The sequence below is a fragment of the Mycoplasma sp. CSL7491-lung genome (assembly GCF_018913965.1).
In the GTDB taxonomy this organism is placed as follows: Bacteria; Bacillota_I; Bacilli_A; order Mycoplasmatales; family Metamycoplasmataceae; genus Mycoplasmopsis.
Window position 1 is genome coordinate 50,160 of sequence record NZ_JAHMHG010000004.1, and the last position, 20,168, is coordinate 70,327.

Here is a 20,168-nt window from a genome sequence, read left to right on the forward strand (position 1 = left end):
TTTTAAATTTTTTAAAAAATAGATTTCGTTTTAAATATAAAATTTTTATTATTAAAAACAAAAACTGGACTTGTTAAAGTTCAGTTTTTCTCTGTTATTATTTATTTAAATCTTCTCATTTTCAATTTCTAACTTCATCAATATCAATACCAACTTCTTTTATATAGTAGTTGTGGTATGCGATTTTTTCGTCCATTAAATCTAAGAAATCTTTAACATTTTCTTGACCATACACTGCTCTAGCGGCTGTTTTAGACATGTGGAATCTATCCATGTGTGACATTAAACGAATATCAAATGATGTAGTGATATCACCATTTTCCCTGTATCCGTGAACTCATAAATTGTGGTTTCTACGTGAGAAGAAGAAGTCTCTAATTAAACCTTCAAATCCGTGGAACGCAAATAATATTGGTTTATTTGTTGTAAACACTGAATTAAATTCTTCATCTGATAAACCACGTGGGTCAATACTTTGATGTCTTAATTTTAATAAATCAACAACATTAACGAATCTGATTTTTAGATCTTTAAAATGTTTATTTAAAATTGAAATTGTAGCTAATGCTTCTAAGTTTGGTTCTGTTCCTGCAGCTACAACAACTAAATCTGGTTCTTCACCTTCTTTAACGGTTGATGCTCAATCAATTACTTTGTAACCTTTTTCAACCAATTCTCTCGCTTCTTCTACGTTATAAAATTGATCTCTAGGTTGTTTTGACGCAACAATTAAGTTAATTACATTTCTTTCTCTAAATGATTTATCTAAAACTGCTAATAATGTATTTGAGTCTGCAGGTAAATATTCTCTGATTAATTCAGGTCTTTTATCTGCTAAGTGTCCTAAAATACCTGGATCTTGGTGTGTATAACCATTGTGATCTTGTTGGAATGCAGTTGATGTTGCAATAACGTTTAATGAAGGATAATCTTTTCTTCATGAAATTTTATTTGCTTTAACAACTCATTTCATATGTTGAGTTAACATAGAATCAACTACTCTTAAAAATGATTCATATGAAGCAAAGAATCCGTGACGTCCAGTTAATACATAACCTTCTAAGAATCCTTCTGCTTGGTGTTCTGATAATTGAGAATCAATTAATCTTCCCGCAGGACTTAAAGCTTCATCTAATTCAGGATTAATTTTTTCCATTCATTGTCTATTTGTTACTTTTAAAACTTCAAATAATCTATTTGATTTAGTTTCATCAGGTCCAAAAGCTCTAAAGTTTGTTGGATTTCTTTTGATAATATCAGCAAATCAATAGCTAGCTGTTACCATATCTTGGTCTTTAACTTCACCAGGTTTAGTAAATTTAAGTGCAAAATCTTCTCAATTTCCAAAATTAAGTGTTGTAGGGTTTACACCACCATTTGTAATTGGGTGCATTGCCATTCTTTTTTCACCTTTTGGCGCGATATCAGCAAATTCTTTTTTAAAAGAACCATCTTCGTTAAATAATTCATGTGGTTTATATGATAATAATCAATTTTCTAATTCATCAATCATTTTTGGGTTTTCAGAAGTAACTGGAACTGGTACTTGGTGAGCTCTAAAACTTCCTTCATATTTTAAGTTATTAATTCTTTCAGGTAATGTTCAACCTTTTGGTGTTCTAACAATTAAAGCTGGTCAAACAGGTCTTGTTGCTTCTTCAGCTGGTCTTTGTCTTTGCTCAGCATGAATTGCTTTAATTTTTTCGATTGCTAAATCAAATTTTTCTGCCATTAACTCATGAATACCAATAGTATCTTTTGGGTCAGCTTCAACAAAAATAGCTTCTCAACCATAACCTGCTAGCATATCTGAAATTTCTTTATCAGTTTTTCTAGCATAAATTGTAGGGTTTGAAATTTTTCCACCATTAACATGAACAATAGGCAATACAACCCCGTCATTTACAGGATTAATAAATGATGATGAGAATCAACTTCCTGCTAAAGGACCTGTTTCTGCTTCACCATCCCCAATAACTGTTGCCGCAATAATATTTGGGTTATCTAAAATAGCACCTACTGCATGTGAAATTGAATATCCTAATTCCCCACCTTCATGAATTGAACCAGGTGTTTCGGGAGCAGCATGAGACGCTGTACCACCAGGGAATGAGAATCTTTTAAACATTCTTGTTAACCCTTCAGTATCATTTGTAATTTCTGGGAATAGTTCTGAATAACTTCCGTCTAAAAATGAGTTAGAAATCATAACTTGTCCACCATGACCTGGACCTGAAATGTAAAACATTTCTAAATCATATTTATTTATTACACGATTTAAGTGTGCATAAATTAAGTTTTGACCAGGTATTGTTCCTCAGTGCCCAATTGGATACATTTTAATATCTTCTGGACGAATTTTATCAAAAAGTAAAGGATTATTTCTTAAGTACATTTGACCTAATGATAAATAATTTGCAGCTCTTCATCAAGCATGAACTTTATCTAAATAATCTTTACTATCAAAATCATTTTTTTTCATAAATCTCCTAATTTATTATTTTATTTTTTATTAAAAGAATCTTTTTTTCAAAAGATAACTATATAGTATATTTATTATATTATTTTTATATTATTTTTTATAAAAATATGTTTTTATTTCATATTTTCCATTGCATTGTATAAGTTTATAAAAATATTCAGTAAACACCGAATATCTTTTTTTATTCTTCTATAAATTGTTTTAAATACTTAGCAAGTCCGGAGTCATTACATGAATGACTTGTAACCTCGTCAGCTATTTGTTTTAATTCATCAACTGAATTTGCCATGGCAACAAGTTTTCCTATCTTGCCTTTTGCAGATGCATCATTCATCGAATCGCCTATATGAATTGCATCTTTTGGATCGATCCCTCACAGTTTACATAATCTTAACTCTTCATCACCTTTAGATACATTTGCTCCTGTTATTTCTAGTATATTATTATTTCCACTAATTGTAACAGTTAATCTACCTTCGAATTTTTTGCCTCATTCATTAGCTAATTCTTTGATTCTATCCTTATTTAAATTTCAAATAAGAGCCTTGTATACATCAAAATCATTTTTGTAATCCTTATATCTTTTAGCATTTTTCTTACCAAATCCCATAAGAATTTTATAAAATCAGTTTTTGACAAACGCCAAATCTCTTGAGTTTGAATTATAAACTACAAAAGATTTACTTTTTTTAATTTCATCAAAAAGTTCTTGAGCAACTTTTGGATCTACTATTTCTTTATTAACTACTTCTCCCTTTACAACTGTTTGTGCACCATTTCAAGCAATATAAGTTTCAGAACCTAAATCTCTAACTATTTTAGCTGTTTTTGGGTTAACACCTCTCCCGGTTGATACAATAACCGGAATTTGTGTTTGAAGTTTTCTAATTATATTTTTTGTATATTCTGTGGCTTCTTTGTGTCAAAATTTTTCGCCTGGACCATCTAAAGTTGTTCCGTCTAGGTCTATAAAAATTACTTTTGGTTTATTCATTTTTTCTCCTTAATTATAATGTAAATAATGACATTTGATTAGTTTCTGTTAGATCTTTAAGAACACCTAATTCATCTAGCACGTTTGTTATGGTTTTATTTACACCACTTCTTAATTTAAAGTCTTCTTTCGAAATAAACGGTCTTTCTTCACGAGCTTGAACTAATTTTTGGGCAGCCGCAAGACCTAAACCTTTAACAGATGTAAAAGGCGGAATTAAAGCGTTATTTTCATAATCAATTATTCATTCATCTGCTTTAGATTTCATTAAATCAATATTAGAAATTTTATAACCTCTAGCATAAATTTCACGTGCTATTTCTAAAGTTACTAGAAGATCTTCATCTAATTTCTTTTTATCTTTTAATTTATTAATTTCGTTAATTTTTTCATTAATTTTTACCGCTTTAAAATCATCTACAATAACTTTAATATCAAACTCTGATACACGTATTGATAGATATGTTGAATAATATTCCAATGGTTTATATAACTTAAATCAAGCAATACGTCAAGCCATAATTACATATGCTGTAGCATGTGCCTTAGGGAACATATACTCAATCATTAACATACTTTTTATCATTCACTCCGGAATATTATTTTTCTTTAGCTCTGATTGTTCTTCCGGGCTTAATCCTTTACCTTTTCTAACTTTTTCCATTACCTTAAATGAAAATAAGGGATCTAAACCTTTTTTAATTAAAATTAACATAATATCATCCCTACAAGAAATGACATCACTTACAGACATATTTTGTTCTTTGATTAATGTTTCTGCATTACCCTTTCACACGTTTGTACCATGTGATAATCCTGAAATAGAAATTAAGTCTGAAAAAGTTCTAGGATTTGCATCTTTAAGCATTTTTCTAACAAAGTTGGTACCAAATTCTGGTAATCCTACTGCACCTGTAGGCTCGTCTCCAATTTCGCTAGGTTGAATACCTAACTCTTTAGTGCTATAAAATAATGACATAACTCTAGGATCTTTTTTAGGTATATCCGTTTTAACATTAACTCCTGTCATCTTAGATAACATAGCAATCGCGGTAGGATCTCTATGACCTAAAATATCTAATTTTAATAAATTATCATGAATAGATTCAAAATTTAAATGAGTAGTTTTTCAATTTAATGAAGTATCATCGGCTGGATAATTAATTGGTGTAAAATACTCTACATCAAATTCTTTTGGTACAATGATAATACCACCAGGGTGTTGACCTGTAGTACGTTTAACTCCTTCAATTTTGTATGATAAAAAGTCTATATAACTATTTGTGTAACCAAAATTAAACTCTTCGTTTGCTTTTTTAATATAACCAAATGCTGTTTTATCTTTTATAGTTGATATTGTACCAGCTCTAAAAGTATGATATTCTCCGAAAAGTTCCTTTATATAATCATGTATAAATCCTTGATATTCACTTGAGAAATTAAGGTCTATATCCGGAACTTTATCAGCTTGAAAGCCTAAGAAAGTTTCAAAAGGTATCGAATTCCCATCCTTATCCATTAAAATATTGCATTTTTCACACATTTTATCATCTAAATCATAACCTGATGGAGTTGGAGGATTTTTAACTAGCTCAAAATATTTACAATTATCACAAATATAATGCGGTGGTAATGGGTTAACTTCAGTTATTTCTGCCATTGTTGCAACAAAAGATGAACCAACACTACCACGACTACCAACGATATATCCATTTTCTTCAGATTTTTTTACTAAAATATGTGAAATTCAATAAACAACATCAAAACCATATTTTAAAATAGGTTCCAATTCTTGTTTAATCCTTAATTCTACAATTTCAGGTAATTTTTCGCCATATTTCTTATGTGCATTACTATAAACTAACTCTTTTAATTTTACATTTGAATTATCAAATTTAGGGGTATATAATTTTTCTCGCGTTACAACAATATTATCATCAACCATATCTGCAATTTTATTTGGAGTTTCCACAACAATTTCTTTTACTAAATCTAAATGACCCAGAAAACTAAATTGATGAATCATTTCTTCGGTTGTTAAATAATTTAATGTTGGTATTTGTAAACTATCTTTCTTTCTATAATCAAACAAAAAATGAGATGTATTTCCAATTCCTTTTGAATATACTAGTGATTTGAAAAATATTGCATCTTCTTTAGTTTCGTATCTAACGTCACCAATAGCAACCACCATCTTATTTAAACTTTTTGCCTTATTAACAAGATGTTTAAGCAACCCTTCTATTTCTTCTTTTGAAAAATCATCTTTTCCACTTCATTTATGAGAAAGCGTTTGCGGCGCTGGTATTTCTATATAATCACATCTTTCAATGATTTTCTCTAACTCTATATCATTCGAATAAAGTAGTTTATCAATTAATTCACCCCTTAAACCATTTGAACCAATTAATATATTTTTACTTTTTGGTAAATCGTCAAAAAACATTTTTGGAGAGTTTCAAAAACGTTCTGTTAATGTTTTTGAAATCATTTGGAAAATTTCTTTTAAACCATCGTTGTTCAAAGCGATTACTGAATATTGATTAAAAGTAGTATTTAACTTAGAATAAAATAATTTTTCATCTCTAGTAAATTCATTCAACTCGCTCAATGTTACTACATTGTTATCGACAAATCAAAAAATAGAGTTCTTAAAAGCACTAGCCAAAACTTCCGCATCATAATCAGCTCGGTGAGCAACTTCGGTATCATAAATAACATCGAAGTTCTTACAAAATTCACCTAAACTATGTTTTTTCTTATCTTCAAAAATAATTCTTGAAATCATAAGAGTATCTATATATGTTGTTTTTGGTAATTCTCTATTAGCTTCTAAAAACTTTTGTATCAAGAAGTTCATGTCAAATTTTGCATTATGCGCAACCGCTATTTTATTGTTGAATAATTCATAAATTTTATCAAGCGCATCGTCTAATTGAATACCTTGAGAATCAATCATTTGTTGAGTAATACCTGTTAAGTTAGTTGTAAATGCAGATAGAGGTTTTTTAGCTTTAACAAAAAATTGTGACTTATTGACAATCTCGCCGTTCTTAATTACGGTTGCACCAAATTCTATCAATTCCCCAATTCTTGGAGATAAATGAGTTGTTTCTATATCGAAAACAACAAATTCCGCATCGTTAATATTTATACTAGGGTCGAAATCACCTAAAATAATATTATTTCCTTTTTCGATAATATCAAAAGAAACACCATAAATGGGTTTTATGCCATTTTTCTTTGCTGCTTGTGTAAATTCAGGAAACGCTTGAACCGAATTTGAATCTAGTATTGCAACGGCTTTGTGACCATGTTTTTTAGCAATTTCTACTAAATCTGTCGCAGATAAAATACCATCCATGGTATTCATTTTAGTTCTTGCTGATAATTCAATTCTCTTTTCTATTGAATTATCCAAAGTAACATTATGATAAGGATTATCTCCAACAATAATTTTATCTGATCTAACATTTTTATTTAAGTCAAAACCATATCTGTTTATTTGTAATAATCCATCAACAAGAATAAATTGTCCAACTTTATAAATTGTCGCATTGTTTTTATCTTCACCTAAATAGTGAGAAACTGTTATGGTATCTTTATAGTCTGTTAAACTATATTTTGCCACGTAGACATTACCTAGCCTTCTAATTTCTTGACGATAAATTTCACCCTCAAAATGAACTTTTTTATTTGTTTCTAACTCCGAGAAAGTTGACATTTCTTTTATCGTTACATGATTATATGTATTTTTGGAAAATTTATTAAATCTAAAATTAGAATTATTATTGCTGTTATAAAAATTTGAACTATAACTATTTGTTTTTTGAATATTAACCTCTTTTTGGTTAAGTTCTTTTATATACTTTTGAAGTTCTTTATCATGTTCTTCAATATGATTAAAACTATTAATGGTTTCTACCAATTGAAAATCAATTTGAAAATCTTTAAATCCATAACGAATCATATCATTTTTGATTATATTTCTAGCTTCAGTAATTTCCTCTTCGGAAATGTCTGATTCATGCTTTATTATATATGTTCCATTATTTGGATTTAATACTAAAGCGGAACTATTTTTTTTAATTAATTCGGCAACTTTTGGTATTTTTTTAATTAATGCGGGTATTATGTTTAAAAGATATTCTCTAAATTCTAAGGATTCGTATACATAATTTTTAACAATAAAATTAAATTTATTTTCTTTTGCAATTTTTGAATTTTTTGTAGCTCATAATAAATTTTTGAATGTTTTAAAATTCAAAATCGAATGTATTACAAAGGTAAACTCTTTTTCACTATTTTGTTCAAGAATAACATCATCTAATTCTGGGTCATATTTTAAACCAGAATAAATAGCAAAACTGTTTAATAAGTGATCTCTAAATTTAGACATATGGCTCCTTCTAACTTTTTCAAGCAATAATTCCGATTAAACTTCATAAAACAAAAACAAACGATACACTATCAAATCTATCCAAAATACCACCATGTCCTTTTAGTATTTTAGAGAAATCTTTAATTTCCAATCTACGCTTTATATATGAAAAATATAGGTCACCTAACAATGCAAAAATAGGCGAAGCGATAATTAATAATGAAAAACTTATTTTTTTAATTCCTTTATCAAAAACTAATTCTGACAAAATATTATCACCACTTTTTTGAGTAACACTATAATAGCTTCAAACAAAAATTAAAGCAATTAAAATAGCAAACACATAACCAATAATAGCCCCTTCCCAAGTTTTTTTAGGACTAATTAATGGCGCCATCTTAGATTTAAATAGTTTATTTCCAAAAAACATGCCGCCAAAAAATCCGCCTGTGTCATAAGAAACCGAAAAAATAAAGAAAATAATGATATATTCTAAACCTGTATTTAAAGTATTTAAATAAATATAGGTTTTTATAAAGTTAATAGCAATAAAAACTGATAAGAAAAAACTTATACCCCTATGCAAGAGTGCTAAATAATTAGTTTTATTATCATTAGAATAATATCTAAATAACATAAATATTATAGTTAATAATAAAATAAATACGTATGTTTGTCAACTACCTAATATATAATTAAAAATATTACTCTTTAATATGCTGTCGGTAAGACCGTTTTCTAATAACTCCTTACCTAAAATAGGATTAGATCCATTTAAAATAAGTATATTTATTAAAAACTTGTCATTAACAAATAATCCAATAATTCCGATAAATGATATTAAAATTGATAATTTCGTTTTTTGTAAATAAGCTTTTGTAAGTTCGAATAACAAAATGAACAAAAAACTAGAAATTAATATTAAAGAAAAAATCCTTAATATTCAAAATGGCACAAGTTCAAAATTATAACTATAATAAAAGCTATATCTATTTATAGCAATAAACATTATAAAAATAACCGCAATAATGATTGCGGGAATTATTCTTTGACTAATAAGAGCATTCATTTTTTCATTTTTTGAAATCATATTTATATTATAAACGATTACTAATTAAAAGTTATTATATTTTACATATAAAAGTTATTATTTTATTGCATTTTCATGTTATTTTATAATATAAATTAATATCATTAACTAAAAAACATAGAAAAGTTATAATCTTTTTAAATTTATTTATTTTAAGTTGTTATTAATAAATATTTGTAAATAACCATCCATTACTTCGGTTTTAACATGCTCAATATTTTGAATATTAATTTGATTTATTATTTGATCATTTCCTGTAATTTTGTATTGAAATTCATTTATAGAGTGCTTAGATAAGAAATATTGTATATATCCATAAACTTGAGCTTTACAACCTAAATTTAATGCCGAATGAGTGTCGTTTCCTTTGTCGTTTGTCAAATTAGTTCTCATGTACTTTCTATTTAATTTATTTATTTTATCAAAAAGATGTGAATACGATTCATAAAACCCGGGTGCAATAGCTACCGATATTAATTTATTATCTTTTATAACAACTGTAGTTAAAGCGGTTCCAAAACTAAATATTACAGCATTTTTATGATGATTTGACTCACATAATCCTATCAAATCAATCCCTAATTCATTAATATCTACATCAGAAAAATCTGTTTTAAATTTCTTTTTATTATTAATAATATAAGGTTTAGAATCAGGAAAATATTCTAAGAGAATTTTTTTAAAAAACATATACATTTCTTCGTTTACAAAACCTAGAATTAATTTTTGTTTACATTCTAAATTGATGGCTTCACTTAAAAAAGTTCTCATTTTATCTATTAAAATATTTTTTTGATTTAAATTACTAGTTAATTGAAATTTATATTTTATTAGTTTAAAATTCCGATTATAAACAGCATACTTTATAGAAGAGTTACCTATATCAAATACAACATATTCATTATTAATTTCTTTTTCAAAAAAGTTTATCATATATTATAAATTGTACTTTGTATTGTGATATAATCAAATAAAAATAATTAATTAAGAGGCAAAATGAAAAAAATAAACATAGGCTTTACAAATGAATCGTTTTTAAACGATAATGGCGACTTTTATCAAATTAAAAAATATAATTGATTTAATCACAAATTAGATTATAAATTATTAGAAAAATTTGATTTTGTTCCTAAATTAGTTGATGATACACCAAAATGTCTTGAATGACAATGAATTGAAGGTAAAAATCCAGAATTTACAAGAGATGATTTAGAAACTATTGCAGATAATTTAAAAACCTTGCATGATTCTGAGTTAAAATTTCCTAAATCAAATCATTCAGCGAGAATTAAAAAATATCGTCAAATTTTAAAAGAAAGAAATATTAAAATTGAAGTTTTAGATAAGTATTATAAACGTATTAATTTAATATTGTCGAAAAGTCAACACAATAGACCTCTTCACAACGATTTATACACAGCAAATATTATTAAGAGAACATCAGATAATAAAATATTTTTTATAGACTGAGAATATGCTTCAATGGGCGATAAACACTTTGATTTAGCTTATTTTATAACCGGATCTTTTTTAAATAAAGAACAAGAAGAAATATTTTTGAATAGATACGAATCGTATTGAGAAGAATATTTAATACAACAAAAAATACTTATATATTATTTAATAATTTTATGAATTAATGTTCAAGATGTTAAACCATTCGATGATAAACCGTCTATAATAAAATTGGAAGAAACAGTAAAAGAGTTTGAATATAAAAAGTTAAACAACTTATTTAAAAAATAAAAATAAAAATCTAGATATTTTTAAATCTAGATTTTTAAAATACCAATTTTATTATAATTTATCAATAATTTCTTTAAATTCGTTAACACGTGATTTTGCATAAGCAACACGATCACCGTTGATTAGATCCGGCATTTTTGTTCCATTAACTTTTATGAAGTTAATAGTTTTTGCACCTACAAATTTGAAAGCTGAACGTAATCATTGATTTTGTAATGATTCTGTTCCTTCTGCTTGAGGACCACCTTGTGAACTAACGATAACAACATTTAAATTGTTTAATAATCCAACTGGATTTCCGTCTTTTGATAATTTATATGAAAAAGTTTTATCAGCAACAGCAATTGCATCTATAAAGTTCTTAACAAGTGTTGGAACTGTAAAATTAACAACTGTAGATGATAATACTAATAAATCTGTTTCTTTTAATTTGTTTATTCATTTATCTGAATTAACATCAGCGTAAAATGATGGAAAATGTGTTTGTGATAAATGTGTTTTATCAAATTCTGAACCTGATAAATTAATTCTTTCAGGGTTTTCTACAACCTTTTCAAATTCGTTTAATAATGTTGTTGTGTATGATCCTTCGTTTGTGAAGAATGCACCGTCTAAAAATAATACTTTTTTCATTTAAAATCCTTTCATTTTTAATAATTAAATTATACATAAAAAAATAAAAAAACACATAAAAAGTATCTTTTTAATGTATTTTTTACATCTTTTCTTATTTTAAGGTATTATTAACATTTTTTACAAAATCATAATTTGTTTTATCTTTTATATCTTCAAAAACTTTGTTAATCTTTTTATTATCACTTCTGCCTAAATCAGGAATAATAATATTTATTTGAATTCTTAAATCACCAGTTCTTGTTGAGTTCATCATACCTTTTCCGGGTATTTTTATTATCTTACCATTTGAATATGATTTTTTCATCTTAATTCTGGTTAAACCGTGTGGAGTAGGTACATCAACTTCATTTTCCATGAAAATATCAATAAATGAAACGTCAAAGTTTAAATATAAATCTAATCCATCACGTTTAAAATAAGGATGTTCTTGAACATATATTTGTAAATACAAGTCTCCTGGTCTTCCGCCGTTATAACCTTTCTCTCCAAAACCTTCAGCTTTTATAACTAAATTATTAGATGCCCCTTTTGGTATAGATATATTAACAACCTTTGAACTTTTTGTATATTTTTGACCTTTACATAAAGTACATTTATCTGTTATTATTTTTCCTAGACCATTACATGTCGAACAGACAACTTTTTGTATTTGTCTACCAAAAAAAGAATTAAATTGTTTTGTTTCAGCACCTGTACCATTACATGTTGAACAAGTTTTATAAGAATTTTTATCTTTTGCACCTGTACCAGAACATTGTAAACACAATTCGTATTTATCTAATTTTTCCTTAAACTGAACACCATTAAACGCTTCCATAAAAGTAATAGTTTTATAAGCTTGTTTATCATTTCCTTTTCTAGGCTCGTTACTATTTCTTTGACTTCTTCTAGAGTTGAAACTACCACCAAAAATATTTTCGAAGATATCTTCAAAACCTCCGAATGAAGATTCGTCAAAACCTCCTGCTCCAGCTCTTCCTTGTGCAGCATCAGCTCCATATTGGTCATATATCTTTCTTTTCTCATCGTTAGATAAAATCTCGTAAGCCTCATTAATTTCATGCATTTTTTGGTCACTTGTTCCATCTTTCAATTTATCAGGGTGATATTTTTTAGCTAAACTTCTATATGCTGTTTTTATTTCTGCTTGTGTTGCGTCTTTTTTTACACCTAATGTTTCATAATAATCTTTTTTACTCATAATCTAAATTTTAGCATAATAATAATTTATTTGCTAATAAATAATATATATTAACTAAAAAAGGGTATAAAAAAAGCAGCTCCCTATTTTCACCAAGTGGCTATCGTCGGCGTAAAGAGGCTTAACTACTGAGTTCGGAATGGTATCAGGTGGACCCTCTTGCTATTGCTACTGATAATAGTATACACTATAAATTTAAAAACCAAAAAAATTTTTATTTTTTTTATTATTTTAATTTGATTACACAAAGCGAAAATATTTTGAATATGTCAAAATAAACGATCATAGTAAATGTAAAGATATAATTTTCTAATTTTGTTATTAATTTCTTTTTACTTATATATATTGTTCTAATTGAACACTTCACTTCATTCGTCGATTAAAATTATGATATTAAATTTTAAACGATTTTTTGATTTGTATTGGATGAAATCACTTGGGGCTATGAAATCAAAGTAGGTTGATTACATTTGAAATTATTATATCACATCAATTAAGTTAGTTTAAAAATAAATATTTAATTTAATAAATATTTGGGTCATTCCTTAGAATGACCGTCGTCTGAATAAACAACATCAAATGTTTTAGTTGTTCAATTAAGCCTTGAACTCTGTTTAACGCGTTGCCGTCCTTAGGCGGCTATTGGTCGGTCTTCACTCTTTGTTGAAGCCTTGAACCTTATTGAAGGGTGCTCTCCGGGATGCTGTCGCATCCTTTCTTTTAAAATAAAACAATATTTTTATTTGAAGCATTTTAATTTCGTAGATGTGTGAATCCCCTGTTAGTGGGGGGCAAAGCAATTAAATTTACAATTTAATTTATCGTGAGCGCGTACGCGTATATACGCATGATTTTAACAAAGTTAAAATTAAGAGAGTTTTGGTGTTGAAAATATAAAACAATTTAAAAAACAATTCATAATTGTTTGGTTTAATTTGAAATACCCCTTAAAACCCCTTTAAAATAGTCTGTATTAAAAAGTTTTATTGTTTTAATGGTATTCTTCATTTAAGTATTTTAATACGCCTTAAAACGCTTTTTTTAAATTCAATGATAATTTGATGTTTGAGTTCAAATTAATGGTTCAAATTGGATTTCGTCTAAATTCGTATATTCAGTTTTAAAATCAACAAAATTAAACTTTTCATTTTTGTTTATTTTAATTAAATTTAATATTGTTTTTAACGAAAATATTGAATATCTTTTTCTATATATGGATTTAAATAATGAAACTGATGATTCTGCTTGTGCGGTAAAGTTGTGAATATGAAATTTAAAAGTTTTACAATTTTTACGCATAAAATTAACAAAAGTTTTAATGGACTTTTTAGCAGTTTCAGTAACCAAAGGTGAGTTAGTTAAATGTTTTAATTTATCTAAAAAAATTCTAGGATTTTTTAAAGACTCAAATAATCATTTTTTAGCTTCGGAATTATTCAAAACTTGTTTAGTTTTTTTATCTACAAATACAAATATTTTATTTTTAAATATTTGTAAAAATTTTTTACAAAAATGAAAATAGTCATAAACATGCTCTGCACCTAACATTTTTGCTAATTTCTTGAAATACACTGCTCCGTCAGACAATAAATAAAGCTTAGTATTATCATCAATAAAATAATACTTTTTTATAATGTTTTGAATTATTTTAGATCTAGATTCATTTGTTATTTTGTTAGTATCATTAGAAGTATATGTTTCATAAAAATATAATGGATTGTGATTTGTATCTGAAAATATTTTTATCAACTTAGTATTTGATTTATGAACTTTATTTTTAATTCTAACTTTACCGAAGCAATCGTCTATTGAAATATAAATATGATTTGCATACTCTTTGTTTCACTTTTTTAGATTTTGATTAGTATTGTATAAATTTAGTTTATTAGAATAATATTTACATAAATTTCAACTAACCTTTGCAAATTTATTTCTAATTAGACCACAATACTGATGAAAAGTATCTAAAATTAATTTTGTATCGTATTTTTTCTTAAATAAATACTCATATTTTGGCGGATAATATCGAATATAATATCTTTTATTATCTTTTAAATAATAATATTCATATATTTGGAATTGATATATGTTATCGTTTTGACCTTTTAAATATCTAGTTATAACTTTGTTGATTTTTCAATTTAATTCTTTTCTTTCGTAACTATTTTTAAAGTCTTCTGAGAGTTTAGTAATTTCGTTGCAAGACAATTGATTAATGTATTCTATGTTGTTTGTTTCCATAGTTAAATTATAAAAAAGTTATTTATTTCTAAGTATCTATAATATAATAATATTGTGATTAGAACATACTATTCTCCTGAGCCGGGCACATTAAAATAATCGGTCATACTTACTAGCCAACTGTCGGGTATGCGACTTATCAGTTGGTTTTTTTATTTCAAAAACATTTTGTGAAATAAAAAAGATTGCTTTTTGCAATCTACCTATATCTTTGACGTTAGTACATAACGTTTAAACGGTTGTTCTACAGATATAGAACACAGTGTTTTAAAACCTGTATATGAATTATATCATTTATCATAAATGAAACTACTAAATACTTATAAATAACCATTATATGTGGTAGAATATTATAATGTGTGTAATAAGTGGAATAACCCACTTGCTAGCATAGCCACACATTAATAAAATAAGGTTGCTAAATTAACTATATAGGATGGGGTTGTTATTGGCTATATAACCCATCATTTTTTTAAAAACTTTTATGAATATTAAAATAAATAATATTTTTTAAGGAGGTTTATTATTAAAGAAAAATTCGATAGGATAAGAATAATATTCAAGAAGGTAGAGCATTATGAAAAACTAAATTTATATTTAAAAGAAAAAAATACTAATAATAAGATTTTAATTCATACAAAATACAATAACTTATATCATTTAGTTGGTTTTCATTATTTGTGTAATATATTTAACATTTATTATAAAATTAAAGGCAATTCTCTTTATTTTATAAACCAAAACGAAACGATAGAATATAAATCGAATAAAATGTTTAATATATTAAAATATAATTATTTAGACGAAAAAACTTTTAATACAATTGTTTTAAATAATTGAAAAAGTATTTCAAAGTTAAAGGAATTTGAACGATATAATTCGGCAAAGCAATTTATTGCTTTATATTTCAAAAGAATAGATTTTTTTATTAAAATATTTGAAAGCATATCAGAAAATAAAAAAGAAGATAAATGATGGTCATATGACGATGATTTAAATAATGTAGGGGTTGATAAATTTTATTGTATTGAAAAACCTTTTGATGAAGAGTTGCTCCCTGTTTTAGGTGTAAAGGAAATTAATTCAAAACAAAAAGAATATCCAACAGATGCCTTTATACCAAGAACAATCAGATCAATTAAAAGAAATAAATTTATAGAAATTGAAAAGATAGAATGAGAAAATAATAAATATATATAAAAAAAATAAAAACAATGATATAATTATTTTGTGAATTGGATATTACCCACTCCTACCCTAGGCACAATAAAATAATTAGGGACTGATATTTTTAAATTGGCCGGTTGTAATATAATCATTAAAGCCAATTTTTTTATATCTTTTTGAACGTTTTTTGTATTTAATAACATAGAAGCTTATAAAAACGCCTAAAAAGCAATACAGTTATGTGTTTTAGAAACAACAAATTATATTTTTATTAAAAATGTACGATTTTGTAAGATATGTTTTGTTTATTTTTTATTACATTTTAACTAAAAACTTATATTTTTGAGTTATTTGTTATATGCATGGTAAAGTACAAAAGGAAAAAATAAGGGAAATTATTATGCTTGATAAAGAAATATTAGAGATGTTTTCTGAAAAAACATTTAAAAAAGTATCAAAAAGAATTAAACAATATGAGCCAGAAAACGAAGAAGCGTTTGAAATAATCTTCAGAAAACTCGCTGAAATGTAATTTTAAAAATGTACTTTTATTATTTATGAGTACGTTTTTTATATCTATTTTTAAATAACTTTAATATTTTATTTAAATTAATAATTACATTTAATTTACTATAGATTTATAGCTTATAAAAATGCCGAAAAAGCAATACAGTTATGTTTTTTAGAAACCATAAATTATGTTTTTATTAATTTAATAACACAAAAACTTATTATAAATAGGCGAATTGAAATAAAGCGGCCGAATTGTGGTAAAATAACTATGTAAGACTAGGTCGGGATAGCATAAGGTGCTCCGGCTATTTTTTATTTTCTTGTGTTATTTAATATTATTTAGTAAATACGTACTTTTATTAGATTTAAGTATAAATTACATTATTTTTTAGAGTTTTTAACATTAAATTATAATTTAAAAGTTTATTATATTTAAATGTTGGATTTAAAACAGCGTTTAAATCGCTTGTATTGTAAAAATTATGTATTTTATTAATAATTAATTATTTATAATATAAACAATGTCTTAAAACGCAATTTTTAAATAAAAAAGCACTAACTAGTGCTTTAATTATCTGAATTTTCTTCGTTAGGTTTTAATCATAGTCCATTAAAATGATTACCATCAACATCTTTGGCTATAATATCATAACTAAATAATAAGTTTTTGTCTGTTTTACCTTCTATTTTTACAATAGAATTTTCTAAAAAGTTTTTAAGTTTGGTTTTAGCACTTAACATTTTAGCGTCATCGCTTGCGTTATTTTCTATTGTTTCGATTTTACCAAAAATTGGTTGGTAAAACTCTTCAAATAAGGCTTGTTTGAATTTTTTATCACTAGAACTTACAGGTTTATCTTCTAATAATGTATCAAAACCGTTTTTATCATCACCATCACTTAAAATATAACTAAAAGGCATTACGAATTTGTTGTATAGGTTTAAGGCAAAGGTGTAGAATTGACGTTGATTTGACGCTTGAAAGTGATTTTTTCTAACTAATTCTTGTGATTCTTTTCACTCATCATAAAAAAAGTGTGTAGTACCAAACTCATCAATGTAGTTTAAATAAATTGAAGGATCTAAAATTTCACCTATTGAGCCTTTCAAGTTTTTAATAATATCTTTAATACCATTATCATAATGATATTTTTTGTAAAATTCTTGTAGCTGTGTATTTGAATTATCTTCAAACTGTTCTAGGAATGGTTTTTCTTTATCTTTTTTTAGTAATGAAAGGGCTATTTTAAAGTGTATGTAGTCTCTTAAAACTTTTAAAGACTTAGATGTTATGTTTGAGTTTTGAATTGCTTTAAAAGGGGCTAGAATTATTGAATTATTGTAAAACTCTTGTGGAGTTCAACGATTCTCCTCTAATTGCATTTTTTGTGGGAATACACCAATATAATTTATTTTATTATTAATAACTATGTCTTTATTATATTTATAATTAAAGTTATATCAATCATTTACATATTCAGAGTCATTTGTTTGTTTGTTGGGAACAGCCATTAAAGATAGTATTTTTTCATTTTTATTTTTTGATTTACTATTAAAATGAACTCTTTTTTGAATAAAATGTCTATCAGTTCTCTCGTAGAAATTTTTAGAAACATCATACATATCATTATAACTAATGACTGGTTGTTCTGTAGCTTCTTCTAAATCTCTTTCCATTCATTTATGTCAGTTTGCTTTATCTAAATTTGGAATCTTTCTTAATTCTTGTTCTTTTTCTTGAAAATCAAGTGGGATAACACCATCGTAGAATTTTCCATTTCCTTCATATTTATAGAAAGAACCGAATGAATCTATAATTGTATCTAAATCATATGTAATCGCATCTTTTCATTCTTTTGTTAATCTGGTGGTTTTATAATCTGTTAGAGCAAACGAATCATAATTTTTATCAGTTAATTTTAAAAGTCTATTTGTTAAATTATCTTTTTGGTTATCAACTTGCAATAAATAATCATAATATTTTTTAATACCAGAATAATAAAACACAGCTGTAGGATGTTTAAATATAAATTCTTGTGGTTTATTAAAATCAACTTTATAATATATTGATTTTTCTGGTATATTCCCTAAAAAAGTTCCTGTTTCATTGAAAACACTCGGAGAAATATCGAGTTGCCCTGTGTTTTCATAAATATCAGTAAAATTATTGATAATTTCTTCTTGAGATATAGGTTTTGAAGTATTAGTATTATTTGTTGGAGTCGAAGAAATATTAGGCCCTAATGGAGCAGTATTTGTTGATGAAGAAGGGGTCGAAGAAGGTTGATTATTCTTTTCATCTTTTATGCCGTTTCCTTTTGGTGCTAAAACTCTATTAATTCTTTCTAAACAACTAGCAGAAACACCACTAAATGCAGTTAGTGGCAGCAAAATTGTTGCCCATTTTAATATGTTTTTTGTTTTACTTTTTATCATATAAAAATTATATATTAATATGATTTAAAATCTAGTTTTTGAATACATTTTTATAAAAAAAGTTAGCCAAACGCTAACTCTAAAAACCTTAAGTTTTTAAAAATATCTATCTATGTTTTATAATGAATTTTAATAGTGTTCTAATACTAAAAAACATTTTTTAGTACCAATAATATTGTTATTCAAAAACATTTACATCTTCTTCGTTATTTTATATATCTGTTTGTGTCGATTGTCTAATTTGTTCTTGGTTAAATTGATTATTAATGTTATACATTTCACCATTTAATTTTTGAAACACTCAACTAGCAGAATTTTTTGTCTTTTTAATGAAATCCATTAATGCTATTTCAGTTTTAAAGTATTTTATTAATGTTTCTAAATCATTATTAACAATCGCTTTAGAAAGATTATATGTTCCTAATTCTCTCATCATTTTGGTTGCTTGACTATCTGTAATCGTTGCGTGTTCTACTAATGATGAAAACAATACATAATCTCTAAAATTAGAAAAAGCATAATCTTTTGATTTGCATTTTAGAAAATAAACTTTTTGATATTGATTGTGTTTAAATCCAATTGTACTAACTACATTGAATAAATAACCTGTATAATTAACATCAATGATAATTTGATTGTTTTTTAACAGAAAGACTTTTCCTGAAAAATATACTTTCATTATCTTCCTCTAGAATTTTTAGTAAGTTCATGTATATTTTCATGATAGCAATTTCAAAATGTTTCTTCTAATCATTTGATATTTTTTAATAATTCATCTAAATCAATAGTTGCTGGCAACACATTTGCTCAATTTATTTTTTTGATTATGAAATTTATATCTGATAATGGTATTCTATAAAATTGTTGAATATGATTTCTCATTTTTGTTTCGATTAATTTAATTATTTGTTTTAAAGTCATTTTTTCTCCTGTTATTTTCTAAAATATTTTTCATTTAATTTATTAATTAAAATTTCTAACTCTTCAATTTCTTTTGAATTTTCTTCGGGTGAGTTTTTTAAATTTTCTAAGGTTTTTTGATATTTCTTTCATTTTTTGATTAAAGTAAATTGTTTAATTAATTTAAAGATAGAAAACATTGATAATAAAGTAGTTAAAACAATAGTAGTTATTATAATAATACTTTGGATCAGTGAGTAATCATTTCATTTTGTTATTAAATCATACATTGCATATGGAACAAAAAAAGAAATTATTGTTCCAATAGTGTAAAATGTAAATTTCTTCATGTTTGATATTTTTGGTGTTTGTTGTTTCATT

The 20,168-nt window shown here is 25.7% G+C and carries 15 protein-coding genes and 1 rRNA gene; 3 read left to right on the forward strand and 13 right to left on the reverse strand.

Annotation, left to right across the window (positions count from 1 at the left end; genetic code table 4):
* Window positions 1-97 precede the first annotated feature (97 nt).
* The 5 genes from KQ876_RS03310 to KQ876_RS03330 all read right to left on the reverse strand — a co-directional run bounded on the left by KQ876_RS03310 (window position 98) and on the right by KQ876_RS03330 (window position 9,880).
* Window positions 98-2,482 carry a phosphoketolase gene (locus KQ876_RS03310; protein ID WP_205852390.1) on the reverse strand — a complete coding sequence of 795 codons (2,385 nt, stop codon included), beginning with the start codon at window positions 2,480-2,482 and terminating at the stop codon, window positions 98-100.
* Window positions 2,483-2,663: 181 nt separating this feature from the next.
* Window positions 2,664-3,476, reverse strand: a complete 813-nt coding sequence (locus tag KQ876_RS03315; RefSeq protein ID WP_205852158.1) for a Cof-type HAD-IIB family hydrolase — start codon at window positions 3,474-3,476, stop codon at window positions 2,664-2,666.
* Between the two features lie 13 nt (window positions 3,477-3,489).
* Window positions 3,490-7,875, reverse strand: coding sequence for a PolC-type DNA polymerase III (locus KQ876_RS03320; protein ID WP_216490272.1), 4,386 nt, complete (start codon window positions 7,873-7,875; stop codon window positions 3,490-3,492).
* Between the two features lie 10 nt (window positions 7,876-7,885).
* Window positions 7,886-8,947 carry a phosphatidate cytidylyltransferase gene (locus KQ876_RS03325; RefSeq protein ID WP_216490273.1) on the reverse strand — a complete coding sequence of 354 codons (1,062 nt, stop codon included), beginning with the start codon at window positions 8,945-8,947 and terminating at the stop codon, window positions 7,886-7,888.
* Between the two features lie 147 nt (window positions 8,948-9,094).
* Entirely contained in the window at window positions 9,095-9,880 is a 786-nt protein-coding gene (locus KQ876_RS03330) for a type III pantothenate kinase (RefSeq protein ID WP_216490274.1), read from the reverse strand.
* 63 nt (window positions 9,881-9,943) lie between these two features.
* Between KQ876_RS03330 and KQ876_RS03335 the strand changes: the two genes are divergently transcribed.
* On the forward strand, window positions 9,944-10,693 hold the full coding sequence (locus KQ876_RS03335; protein ID WP_205852162.1) for a phosphotransferase: 750 nt from the start codon (window positions 9,944-9,946) through the stop codon (window positions 10,691-10,693).
* A gap of 51 nt (window positions 10,694-10,744) precedes the next feature.
* Here KQ876_RS03335 and KQ876_RS03340 read toward each other — a convergent pair whose 3' ends face one another.
* From KQ876_RS03340 to KQ876_RS03355, 4 genes are all read right to left on the reverse strand, one after another.
* Entirely contained in the window at window positions 10,745-11,326 is a 582-nt protein-coding gene (locus KQ876_RS03340; protein ID WP_205852163.1) for an FMN-dependent NADH-azoreductase, read from the reverse strand.
* Between the two features lie 94 nt (window positions 11,327-11,420).
* A complete protein-coding gene (locus tag KQ876_RS03345; RefSeq protein WP_241007086.1) occupies window positions 11,421-12,530 on the reverse strand; it encodes a DnaJ C-terminal domain-containing protein in 1,110 nt (369 codons plus the stop codon).
* A 70-nt stretch (window positions 12,531-12,600) separates the two neighbouring features.
* Window positions 12,601-12,706, reverse strand: a 5S ribosomal RNA gene (gene rrf, locus KQ876_RS03350).
* Between the two features lie 865 nt (window positions 12,707-13,571).
* Window positions 13,572-14,771, reverse strand: a complete 1,200-nt coding sequence (locus tag KQ876_RS03355) for an Mbov_0401 family ICE element transposase-like protein (protein ID WP_216490275.1) — start codon at window positions 14,769-14,771, stop codon at window positions 13,572-13,574.
* 771 nt (window positions 14,772-15,542) lie between these two features.
* Here KQ876_RS03355 and KQ876_RS03360 point away from each other — a divergent pair.
* Window positions 15,543-15,971 carry a hypothetical protein gene (locus tag KQ876_RS03360; RefSeq protein WP_216490276.1) on the forward strand — a complete coding sequence of 143 codons (429 nt, stop codon included), beginning with the start codon at window positions 15,543-15,545 and terminating at the stop codon, window positions 15,969-15,971.
* Between the two features lie 367 nt (window positions 15,972-16,338).
* A complete protein-coding gene (locus KQ876_RS04200) occupies window positions 16,339-16,470 on the forward strand; it encodes a hypothetical protein (protein WP_256443804.1) in 132 nt (43 codons plus the stop codon).
* Between the two features lie 548 nt (window positions 16,471-17,018).
* Here KQ876_RS04200 and KQ876_RS03365 read toward each other — a convergent pair.
* From KQ876_RS03365 to KQ876_RS03380, 4 genes are all read right to left on the reverse strand, one after another.
* Window positions 17,019-18,887: a hypothetical protein gene (locus KQ876_RS03365; protein ID WP_216490278.1), complete on the reverse strand. Its 1,869-nt coding sequence runs from the start codon at window positions 18,885-18,887 to the stop codon at window positions 17,019-17,021.
* Between the two features lie 211 nt (window positions 18,888-19,098).
* Window positions 19,099-19,566 carry a hypothetical protein gene (locus KQ876_RS03370; protein ID WP_216490280.1) on the reverse strand — a complete coding sequence of 156 codons (468 nt, stop codon included), beginning with the start codon at window positions 19,564-19,566 and terminating at the stop codon, window positions 19,099-19,101.
* Entirely contained in the window at window positions 19,566-19,808 is a 243-nt protein-coding gene (locus KQ876_RS03375) for a hypothetical protein (protein ID WP_216490281.1), read from the reverse strand. Before KQ876_RS03375 ends, KQ876_RS03370 begins: the two co-directional genes overlap by 1 nt.
* Window positions 19,809-19,819: 11 nt before the next feature.
* Window positions 19,820-20,167, reverse strand: coding sequence for a hypothetical protein (locus KQ876_RS03380; protein ID WP_216490283.1), 348 nt, complete (start codon window positions 20,165-20,167; stop codon window positions 19,820-19,822).
* Window position 20,168: the final 1 nt, after the last annotated feature.